This is a genomic window from Rhizobacter sp., assembly GCF_031412075.1.
Classification (GTDB): domain Bacteria; phylum Pseudomonadota; class Gammaproteobacteria; order Burkholderiales; family Burkholderiaceae_C; genus Rhizobacter.
Map to the genome: position 1 here is coordinate 1 of NZ_JANOCG010000102.1, position 3,174 is coordinate 3,174.

At 65.8% G+C, this 3,174-nt stretch carries 4 protein-coding genes; 3 read left to right on the forward strand and 1 reads right to left on the reverse strand.

Translation table 11 applies throughout. The features are described 5' to 3' along the window. The first annotated feature begins 117 nt into the window (after positions 1 to 117). From RMO40_RS03865 to RMO40_RS03875, 3 genes are all read left to right on the forward strand, one after another. The gene (locus tag RMO40_RS03865; protein ID WP_309716565.1) at positions 118 to 999 is read left to right on the forward strand and encodes a MipA/OmpV family protein; all 882 of its coding nucleotides are present in this window, start codon (positions 118 to 120) and stop codon (positions 997 to 999) included. Positions 1,000 to 1,103: 104 nt separating this feature from the next. Then, positions 1,104 to 1,787, forward strand: coding sequence for a DUF2306 domain-containing protein (locus tag RMO40_RS03870; RefSeq protein WP_309716568.1), 684 nt, complete (start codon positions 1,104 to 1,106; stop codon positions 1,785 to 1,787). 76 nt (positions 1,788 to 1,863) lie between these two features. Continuing rightward, positions 1,864 to 2,037 (forward strand): hypothetical protein, encoded by a 174-nt coding sequence (locus tag RMO40_RS03875; RefSeq protein WP_309716572.1) that lies wholly within the window; start codon positions 1,864 to 1,866, stop codon positions 2,035 to 2,037. Positions 2,038 to 2,258: 221 nt separating this feature from the next. Here the strand turns inward: RMO40_RS03875 and RMO40_RS03880 are convergent, their stop codons facing one another. Next, positions 2,259 to 2,963: a TetR/AcrR family transcriptional regulator gene (locus RMO40_RS03880; protein ID WP_309716574.1), complete on the reverse strand. Its 705-nt coding sequence runs from the start codon at positions 2,961 to 2,963 to the stop codon at positions 2,259 to 2,261. Positions 2,964 to 3,174: the final 211 nt, after the last annotated feature.

Sequence of the window (3,174 nt, forward strand, 5' to 3'; positions counted from 1 at the left end):
CCGGCCTGAGTTTTCCAGCTCACACCAGACCCTGGTTCAGACCCGGGTCGGGCTTCGTTCGCCCTGCCGATTTCGCAAGCCTGCCCTTCTTCCAATCCTTTGACACATCAGCCTCACATGCCGAACTTCCCAGCCTTGCCCAGCCTTGCTCAAGTACCCGTCTTCTCCCTGATCGTGCAGGCAGGACTCGCTGCCACCTCCCTCGCGCTGTGCCCGCCCGTGCAGGCGCAGTCGGTTTCCCAAGAGCCGGCCTATGGGCTCAGCGGCCGCATTGGCCTGAACGTGGTGAGCATGCCGACCTATGAAGGTAGCCCCAACACCCGCACGCTGGCGGGCCCGGACCTGACGCTCAGCTACCGCAGTCGCGAGTGGGGTAGCGTCGAGTTCGGTCAGCGTGGATTGTTCTGGAACGCTATCGAAGCAGGTCAGTTCAGGTTCAGCCTGGTCGCGCAGTTCGACCCCGGCCGCAAGGACAAGGACACATCGACACTGGACCCGACCCCTGGCGACAAGCGCCTGGCCGGCATGGGCAACGTGAAGGCCAGCACCGAGGCCGGCGTGGGGATCGGCTACGGACCGGTGACGCTGGTCGCGCGCCAGTCGCTGAGCGAGCGCGGCCACAAGGGCACGCAGGTGGACATGACCGTCGAGATGCCGTGGTCGTTGTCCGACCGCCTCGGCCTTCGTTTTGCCGCCGGCGCGACGTGGGCCAATAGCGACTACATGCAGACCTACTTCGGCGTGACGCCAGCCCAGGCGCAGGCCACGTCGTTCTCCGTGTACACGCCGAAATCGGGGTTGCGCAAGGTCGAAGTGAGTGTCGGTGCAGAGTACGCCGTTGCGCCGAAGTGGAAGTTGCAGGCCAATCTCGCAATCTCCCATCTCGGAGATGTTCCCGCGAAGAGTCCGCTTGTCGGTCGTCTCGGGACGGCAGGGACGTCCGACGACGATCGTCGCTTTGGAGGATTCGTGGCGCTGGGGATGGCCTATGAGTTCTGAGGCGTCCGCGGACGCAGCGCGCCTCGGCGCGCTCGATCTGCGCAGGCGGAAACTGCTGGCCCGCATCGCGTCCGGCGCGGGGTCGTCCCAGAAGTGAAGTTGCCATGATCCACACCCTCACCCGACCGATTCCGCTTGTTCTGGCCCTGGCCTTTTGCACCTTCATCCCGGTGATGATGGCCGCTGTCCGCGTGGTGCAGATCCCGCTTGGCGCATTGCCCGAAGACAGCCTGCGGCTGGCCTCCGTTCCTGTCGCATTTTTCCTCCATTCGCTCGGCGGCGTGCTCTTCGGTGTACTCGGGCCGCTGCAGTTTGCCCGCGCCCAACGCCACCGATTCGGGACTCTGCACCGCCTGGCCGGGCGCGTCTTTGTGCTTGCGGGAGCGGGGTTGGCGCTGTCGGGGCTGGGGCTGCTGCTGCAGGTCGAGAGCATCACAACCGGGCTTCTGGATGCCGCACGCGGGGTCTTTGGCCTGGCGCTGATCGCAGCGCTCGTGCTGGGGGTGGCGGCGGCACGGGCGCACGACATGCTTCGACACCGGGCCTGGATGATCCGCGCCTATGCCATCGGCATGGGATCGGGAACCGTCGCGCTGGTCATGTTCCCCATTTACCTGATCACCGGAGAGCCGCCCATGGGGCTGGCCTCTGACATCGCGGTTGTCGGCACGTGGCTGCTCACCATCGCTCTGGGTGAATGGGTCGTCCGCAGGCTTGCGTTCCCCAGACCACTGCAGCCCGTCATCACCGTGACCCAACCCGTTCAGCGTCGGGGGGAAAGCGTATGAACATCGACAAGGCAGACGGCCACCGAGGTGGCCCCGATGACGGAGACGCGGAGCGTGGATCCGTCGGGAGTTGCAGATGATCTCAACCAAGACTTGGCCCGTTTTCCTGCTCGCACCGGCCGGCGTCTCCGCGCTCTACCCGTGGAGCCTCACATCAACACAAATTCTCGCTGCTCGACAGCTTCTCGATCTGCAGCCGCTGTGCGGCTACTTGATCAGCGAATCCCCAGGTAAACCTGCTGTTCGCTGAGAAGACCGCCACCGGCTCCTGGGGGTCGAAAGCAGCCGCGCAGTGCCAAGACGACGAGCCGGTCGGGGTGCCGCTCAATCCGCTGTGATCTTGTGGTCGCCGACCACCTTCTGCCACCGCCGAATGTCGCTCTTGATCAGCGGCCCATGCTGAGCAGGCCTGCGCCTGCGCAACAGATCAGGAAGCGGGTGCTTCGATGCCGTGGTGGCATCGCACCGGGCTCAAGACGCGGGCGGCCCGTCAGACCTCAAGAACGGCTGTAGCTCGCCCGCGACGTAGTCGCTCAGGAAGCGCTTCGACATGCCCACCGCCTCGTCGCAGTGGCGCGCCTCCATGCCCAGTGCCTGCAGCCAGGTGTGGATCACGCTGTCGATGTAGTGCTCGGGGTCGGGCACGCCGCGGTGGAGCGAGGCGGCACACGATTCGATCAGCCCGCACAAGAAGTCGAAGGCCACCTGGTCGTCACGCACGTGGTATTCGCCGCTCGCGCGGCCTTCGGCCAGGTCTTGCATCACCAGCTTCTCGAAGAAGCCGTCGCCCACCCAGCCGCGGGTGCGCAGGGCCAGCTCGGCCCAGGTGGGGTCGAGCAGCGCGCGGGTCATCAGCGTGCGCAGCGCCACCGAGGTGCTCTTCCACTTGTCGGTGAACACACCGCGAAAGCGCTCGCCTTCGAGCGACGACAGGCGTGTGAGGTCATGGCCCAGCGCAGAGAGCGCCGCCTCGATCGAATCGAAATACTTGTAGAAGGTGCCGCGCGAGACCTTGGCACGGGCGACCACGTCTTCAACCGTGGGCAGGTGGCCGCGCTGGCCCACGCACAGCGCGAGCGCGGCACTCAAGATGCGCGCTCGTGTCTCGCTTCGTTTTTTGTCGGCGATGGCCGATCGGTGGTCTCGCTCGGCCACGCCCTGGGGGGTGAGTGGCATGTCGACATTCCTGCCTCGCAGAGGCGCTGCCGAGCGTACACCGGTGAGCACGCGATGGATCAGGCCGGTTCGTGCTCGCTTGCACACTGCAATGCAAATGCGAGCTGCTGCAGCTGCAACGCACGGCCAACGTGGTGCAAGTCCATGCAGTGGCCGGCGCCGCGCAGCATGGCGCCATCGACCAGCGGCGACCCGACGAGCGCCTTCACGA

Excerpts from the sequence above, each read along its gene's own strand:
- RMO40_RS03865 (WP_309716565.1), top strand. The coding sequence starts at position 118 with ATGCCGAACTTCCCAGCCTTGCCCAGCCTTGCTCAAGTACCCGTCTTC.
- RMO40_RS03870 (WP_309716568.1), top strand. The coding sequence starts at position 1,104 with ATGATCCACACCCTCACCCGACCGATTCCGCTTGTTCTGGCCCTGGCC.
- RMO40_RS03875 (WP_309716572.1), top strand. The coding sequence starts at position 1,864 with ATGATCTCAACCAAGACTTGGCCCGTTTTCCTGCTCGCACCGGCCGGC.
- RMO40_RS03880 (WP_309716574.1), bottom strand. The coding sequence starts at position 2,963 with ATGCCACTCACCCCCCAGGGCGTGGCCGAGCGAGACCACCGATCGGCC.